The sequence below is a fragment of the Paraburkholderia solitsugae genome (genome assembly GCF_013177695.1).
GTDB classification, from domain to species: Bacteria; Pseudomonadota; Gammaproteobacteria; order Burkholderiales; family Burkholderiaceae; genus Paraburkholderia; species Paraburkholderia solitsugae.
Genome location: NZ_WOEY01000050.1, coordinates 20415 through 27216 on the forward strand (window position 1 = coordinate 20415; position 6802 = coordinate 27216).

General features: G+C 61.8%; 5 protein-coding genes and 1 pseudogene. 2 read left to right on the forward strand and 4 right to left on the reverse strand.

What is annotated here, in order from left to right; all coding sequences use genetic code 11:
• The first annotated feature begins 13 nt into the window (after positions 1–13).
• Both vioA and GNZ12_RS12155 read left to right on the forward strand, forming a co-directional pair.
• Positions 14–1162, forward strand: coding sequence for a dTDP-4-amino-4,6-dideoxy-D-glucose aminotransferase VioA (gene vioA / locus GNZ12_RS12150; protein WP_172310570.1), 1149 nt, complete (start codon positions 14–16; stop codon positions 1160–1162).
• Between the two features lie 32 nt (positions 1163–1194).
• Positions 1195–1857 carry a NeuD/PglB/VioB family sugar acetyltransferase gene (locus GNZ12_RS12155; RefSeq protein ID WP_172310571.1) on the forward strand — a complete coding sequence of 221 codons (663 nt, stop codon included), beginning with the start codon at positions 1195–1197 and terminating at the stop codon, positions 1855–1857.
• Between the two features lie 155 nt (positions 1858–2012).
• On the opposite strand, the pseudogene GNZ12_RS12160 reads toward GNZ12_RS12155, so the two are convergent.
• From GNZ12_RS12160 to GNZ12_RS12175, 4 genes and pseudogenes are all read right to left on the reverse strand, one after another.
• Positions 2013–4368, reverse strand: a pseudogene (locus tag GNZ12_RS12160) (carbohydrate-binding family V/XII).
• Between the two features lie 132 nt (positions 4369–4500).
• The gene (locus GNZ12_RS12165; RefSeq protein WP_172310572.1) at positions 4501–5229 is read right to left on the reverse strand and encodes an LbetaH domain-containing protein; all 729 of its coding nucleotides are present in this window, start codon (positions 5227–5229) and stop codon (positions 4501–4503) included.
• A gap of 167 nt (positions 5230–5396) precedes the next feature.
• Positions 5397–6572, reverse strand: a complete 1176-nt coding sequence (locus GNZ12_RS12170; protein WP_328805988.1) for a BamA/TamA family outer membrane protein — start codon at positions 6570–6572, stop codon at positions 5397–5399.
• 15 nt (positions 6573–6587) lie between these two features.
• Positions 6588–6802, reverse strand: a 215-nt coding sequence (locus GNZ12_RS12175) for a transporter (protein WP_328805989.1), incomplete at its 5' end; no start/stop codon positions are given.

Genomic DNA, 6802 nt, shown 5'->3' on the forward strand with positions numbered 1-6802 from the left:
TAGCGAGGAAACCATGGGCTCAAGCGCTCCTCTTCGTGCAATCGCGTCGCTGGACGACGAACGCATTTATGTGACTCAGCCGCATCTGCCGCCGCTGGCCGAGTTCATGCCGTATCTCGAGAAAATCTGGAACAGCAAGATCCTCACGAATGGGGGGCCGTTCCACCAGCAACTCGAAAAGGCGCTCTGCGAGTATCTGGGTGTGGAGCACCTCGCGCTATTCGCGAACGGCACGCTGGCCCTCGTCACAGCGCTGCAGGCCCTGCGCATCAATGGCGAAGTGATCACGACGCCCTATTCGTTTGCAGCGACCGCGCATTCGCTCCTCTGGAACGGCATCAAGCCGGTCTTCGTGGATGTCGATCCGGACACGCTCAATCTCGATCCGGAAAAGATCGAAGCAGCTATCACGCCGCAAACGACCGCGATCATGCCGGTGCACTGCTATGGCCATCCCTGCGATGTGAAAGCCATCCAGAAGATCGCCGATAACTACAACCTCAAGGTCATCTACGACGCCGCCCACGCGTTCGGAGTGCAAACCGAAGATGGCAGCGTGCTCAAGCATGGTGATCTGTCCATCGTCAGTTTCCACGCCACCAAGGTCTTCAACACGTTTGAGGGCGGCGCGATCATCTGCCCAGACGCGAAAACCAAGCAGCGTATCGACCACCTGAAGAACTTCGGTTTCGTGGATGAGGTGACCGTCGTGGCCGCCGGCATCAACGGCAAGATGAGCGAAATCAACGCCGCCTTTGGGCTTCTGCAACTGCAACACGTCGACAATGCTTTGGCCAAACGCAAGGCGATCGACGCGCAGTACCGCGAGCTACTGGCTGACGTGCCCGGCATCCGCTGCCTGTTGGACGCAGGCGAAAAAGTCGCGAATTACGCTTACTTTCCTGTCCAGGTAGAAGACAACTTTCCGATCAGCCGCGACGCGCTGTATGAGCGCCTGAAGGAACACGATATCTATGCGCGCCGCTACTTCTACCCGCTGATTTCTGAATTCCCGATGTATCGCGGCCTGCCGTCGTCACACAAGGACAATCTGAGTGCCGCCAGCGCGGCGTCGAAACGGATCTTGTGCCTGCCGATCTATCCCGATCTAAACCCGGCACAGGTTGTACGCATTGTCAGTATCATCGCCGGCATGAAATGAGTTGAGCCGCGCTTAGAAGCGCGACGTATCCAATGCAAAACATCGTGCTTGTTGGGTCTTCCGGCCACGCCAAAGTCATTATCGACATCGTTGAAAAACAGGGGCGCTACCGGATCGCCGGCCTCATCGACGCTTTTCGGGCGGTTGGCGAAGCGACCCTCGGCTATCCCGTTCTCGGCGGTGAGTCCGATCTGGACAGGCTGGCCACCGAACACGATCTGCAGGGCGTCATCGTAGCGATCGGAGATAACAGCGTTCGCGCGAAAGTGGCCGGCAAAGTAGCCAATGTTTGTCCGCAATTGCCGTTCGTCAATGCGATACACCCGGCAGCCAGCGTCGGCAAAGGAACAAGCATAGGTGCCGGGACGGTGGTCATGGCCGGGGCCGTCATCAATGCTGACTGCCGCGTGGGTCAGTTCTGCATTGTGAACACGAAGGCGTCGCTCGATCACGATTGCATCATGGAGGACTTTTCGAGCGTCGCGCCGGGCGTGACCACCGGCGGCAATTGCCGCATCGGCAGCCACGCCGCCGTGAGTATCGGCGCCGTGTTGCGTCATGGAATCACGATTGGCGAGCACAGCGTGGTGGGCGCCGGGTCCGTTGTTGTTAAGGCAGTGGATGCTTTCTCAGTCACGTACGGCAACCCCGCGAAGAAGGTCCGGGGTCGCCAGCAGGGCGATAAATATCTTTAGCCGGAGACTGCGTGCTTTTTGACCCACAGACGCTCCGTCAGGCGAGGCAAGGCGGCCCTGTACGCTGAATGCGCCGCCTGCCCAGCGTCCGCGCCGGGCACATTCAGCGCCCCGAAACCCGGCGCGACGCTCGCCCCGGCTCAATCACCAGCACGTCACCGCCTGAACCGCCCACCTCCGCCACCGAACTGCCGCTGCGGTTGAAACTGTCCGCTGGCCCGCGCATTCCCAAGATCATGCCCCTGCTTGAGCGAGTCGAGATGCTGGGTCTGGCTGGCGCTCGGCTGAACCGGCTGCCAGCCGTTGGCGCTGTGCTGCTCCCAGCCGCCGCCCTGATCATGCCGGTAGACGTTGCCGTTGCTGCCCGCATACACATTGCCGTTGTTCCACGCGACCGAGTTACCGGTGTTCTTGTTGCCCACCACGCCGCGCGAGCCCGCCTGATGATCGCCGGAATTCGTGTTGCCGGTGACGCCCGCTTCGGCCACGCCGTAGCGGCCGGTCTGCGCGTTGTAGCCGGCGCGCTGCCCGCCCGCCGCGTAATCGCCGGTGCCCTGGTTGCCCACTACGCCGCCACGTCCCGCACCGCTGCGTCCCGTCGACGGATTGCTGAACGAGCCTTGCCGTCCGGCCGCGTAGTTGCCGTTGTACGCGTTCTCGACAGCGCCACGACTGCCCTGGTAATGAGCGCCCGTGTACGGATTGAAACCGGATACGGATGACCCCGCCCAGCTGTTGCCGGTCCAGCCGTTCCAGCCGCTCGCGTGGGTCACGGTGGCCTGCCCTCCCCAGCGGCCGTAAATATTCGCCTGGTTGACGTTCGCGTACTGCCAGCTCCCCCCCCCAATACGGACCCCAGTACGGCGACGGCGCGCCCCACGTAGCGCCGATCGCAAAGCCGAAGGCGAAGCCCATGGTCGTGCCGAGCGCGAAGCCCGCGCCGTAGCCATAGGTGGCCGGATAGCCGTAGTAGACCTCGCCGACATACGGCGCGTACACATAGCCGGTGCCGTACACGACGGTGCCGTCCGCATTGACGACCACACCCATATAGCCCGGCGTATAGCCGACCACCACCGTATCCGGCGTCGCCGAATAAACGTGGACGTAGGTCACGTAATGCACGGGCGAAGCCGCCGGAATCGTATAGATTGCGGCCGGCACGGTATCGGCGACATGCCACGGGCCACTCGCCGCGCTCGCGGTGAACCAGATCCCGTTGGCGACCGCGAAGAATTGCATAGGCGCCGTCTGGATCACCGGCGTCGCCGTGTTCACCGCATACGAAAGCGACGTGCCAGCAATGCCCACGAACTTCGGTGAACCGTCATAGACGACCTTCAACGTGGTGGTCTTGCGTGACACGGTCGCCGTCTGCGGGATGGCGGCGGCGATCGCCGCCTCCTTCGCCTGAGGTGTGCCGGGCACGGAGACGAGCGCGTTCGCATGCGGGTCGTCGGCAGCGATCTTCGCGAAATCGGCGGGCAGGCTCTTGCCGTCGACGAAGGTCCAGGGTCCGGAGAGGCCCGCTGCGGTGAACCAGCGGCCCGACAGCAGCAGGTAATAATGGTTGTCGCGCGGTTCGACGAACAGCGCGTGGTCGGCGTTGGCGACAGACAGAAGATTCGTCCCCTTCACCGGCTGCAGCGAAGGCTTGCCGTTCGTCACCACCAGCTCGGCCGGCTGCGCTGCGACTACAACGTCCGGCGCCTGCGCCGGCTTCTTGCCGTCGCCGGGCAACATCGGGTCGGACTTCAGATTCGTTTGCGCTTTGTTCGCCGCGGCAACCAGATCATGCTGCGGCGCTGCGTTCAGATGCCACGGGCCGTCGAGCGATGTCGCCTCGTACCAGTAGCCCGCGGCATTCAGATGCAGCGTGCCGCTCGCGTCCTTGAGCAGCATCGCGCGCGTGTTGATCAGGCGTTGATAATGCGTGTCGCCGAGCGCGCGCCAGTTCGCGTCGCCATCGACCAGCACGAGCAGCGTAGGGTGTTCGGCAAAGAGGATGTGAGGTACGTTGTTCTGCACCGCGAGGCCGGGTTCGCCGCCTTCGTGGGTGCTGGCATAACTAGCCTGCAGTTGTTCGAGCGAGGTCGTCAGGCCGTCTTTCGGAATGCGCGCCTGCAAGGCTGTTTTGACACCGGCGGCAGCGGACGGCGTAGCCGGCATGTCGACCTGGTCGAACACGATGTCGAGCAGTTGTACGGCCGAACTCGTCTTGTCGACTTCGGCACGCGCGGTGAAATGGGCGACGCCGTAGTTGGGCGTGGCGCTCTTCGCGCCGACAGCAAATGCCGCGCGCCCTTCGATCCGGTTGCCTTGCCACACTTCCACCTGCGGCTGATACAACTCGATGCGCTGCTGTGCGCTATCGAAGTCGCGCGGCCAGACCGTCGGCAGTGGCTGCACCATTGCAGCGGCGAGCGCCTGCCCCGGTGTGGCGAGTGTCACCGCAAGCGACGTGCAGACGCCGGCGAGCAACAGCAAGGATCGCTTCATCGTTGTTTTCATTGTGCATCGCTCCAATAGCATTGACGGCGGGATAGACCGGTCCGCTGATCGGCAAGGATGCGAATTCGCTCCTGCTCGCCGTCAGCGTGACCTCCAATATCAAGCAATGCCATCCTGCTCAGAGCTGACGCATCAAGTTTGCGTCGCGGCCATCGCCTCGACGGATTCGCTTTTTGCGCGCAGCAACTCGGTCAGGATTTCCATCGACCGCCCCTCGTCTGCCGTCAGGTCAACAAGGAAAAGGTCGTTATGTTTCTTTAACCACGGCATCGGCATGTCCCACCATTCAAGTTCGAGAAGTTTCTCGCGGATACGCTCGGAGAAACGGAACCGAACAAGGCGTGCAGGGCTGCCTACATAGATGCCGTAGGGCTCGCTTTTAAAATTAGGCGGCACCAAGGTTCTCGCCCCGATAACGCAACCGTTTTCAATCGTGGAACCGCCAAGAAACATCGCTTCGTCGCCGATCCACACGTCGTTACGGATTACCGTGTCGCTGTACTGAGGCGGGGGTACGTTGTTCAATCCACTACCGAAAACGCTAAGCATCGACGTCGAAATCGTCCGCATGTCGTGCTGCCCATTCAGCAGGAACTTCAGTCTCAAGCCACCCGCGACGAATTTTCCGACTACAAGCTTCTGCAACCCGGCGTCGTATTTGGCGATCGAGCCAACACCGATTCCCGAACCCTTGCCGATAAAGAAGGTTCCAACCTTCGCTTCCTCATCCAACCAATCGCGAAAGAAGTTATTCGGGATCGTCGAGATCGATCCATCCCGATACCCAAGCACGATAAAAGCCTTCGAAAAGGGGTGTTGGGACTGAACTCCGATAAAGTCATCTGATGTGGTTACGTTCATGGTGGTCCGCAAAAGGTGGTTCGCGTCGCGTCGCCGGCCACGCCTCAACATTGAGGTCGCGAACAGCAACGATGGTCCCGAACAGCATATCGGCGGGCGCGACAGCGCACTTCGCCGAATAGGGGTGCATTTCACGACCACTTCGATGCGTAACCACGTTTCACGGGTCACCGCCAGGCGCTCCCCACCTGCACATAAAACGCGTTCTGCCCCGGCCCGTGCGCGACGTCGATCCCCATCGTCACGCCGAGCTTGCGAGCAATCAGATAGCGAAAACCAGTGCCGAAGCCAAACGCGGTGGGCGCATCCGAAAACGAATGCAGATGGCCATAGGCCTTGCCGGCCCCGCCAAAGCCGAGCACCGACCAGCGCGGCGTGACGTTCCAGCGAATTTCGGCTTCCGCGGTAAGCTGATTGCTGTCCTGGAACTTCGCATCGGACACACCGCGCAGCGAGACATACGGCTGCGCAAAAAACGGAATGTTTCCTTGCGAGAAACCGGTGTCGGCACGCAGACCGAGCACCCAGCTCTTCGACAGCGGAATCCACTGATAGCCGCGTGCCGTCTGCTCCTGAAAGTTGGTAGAACTGCCGAGGCCGCCGCGCGCGAGGTCCGCTTCGAGCTCCGCATAGGTGCCGCTCGACGGATAGAACATGTTGTCGCGCGTGTCGTAGTCCACCACCACCCCGCCCTTGGCGACCCGCTGATCTTTCTCGAACTGCCGAATCCCCGCCGGAATGCTCGCATCAAAGCGCGTGTTCGCGTCGAAGAAGGTGTAGCGCGGGCCGACGTACCAGTGGCTGTTGCCGATCCGGAACAGCACCTGCTGCACCACGGCGATACCGTCGAGCTGGTAGGCGCGCGGCTGGTTCTGGATGCCGTAGTAGTTCAGATGCAGCCCGACCTTGCCGACCACGCCGAGATAGCGGATGTGGTCGTCATCCCACGTGTGGAAATGCATCAGTCCTGCGCCCCAGCTATGCGTGCCAGTCGCAAAACCACCCAGGCCGGTGATGTTCGGCGGCGCTTTGGAATCGTCAGGCGCATCGGCGCTTTTCTTCGGCAGCGAGAAATAGAGCAGACCGAGCCCCAGACCATAGCCGACCGCCGGTTCGGTGATGAGCGTCGGAACCGGCAGCACGCCGCGATGCGTCAGCAACAGGTTGCTCAGGTCGAACGCGCCGTCCTCGGGATCGGTGAATTTCGACTCGGCGTGGCCGTGGCTCGCCGCCAGAAGCAGCGCCACGGCCAGCGCAGATGCACGCAGCGCGCAGGGGTACGGCGCGCCGATGCTGACTGACTTGACGGAGGGCGACGTGGCGCACAAGGAATAACGGCTCACCAAACGCATGCTCCGTTACTTGAAGGTGGCACTTAGCGAAAGCTCCACCGCATTGCCCTTCGGCCGGTCGCTGACGTTGAACTCGTTGACCCACCGCAGCGATGCCGACACCGGCGTTTTCTGGACCTTGCCCGACCACGTGATCATCGGCCCGATCCCCCCCGAATGCCCCTGATTGCCGCCGGTGAGCTCGGCAAGCCCGCCGCTGTCATGACCGAGTTGCTGAATAT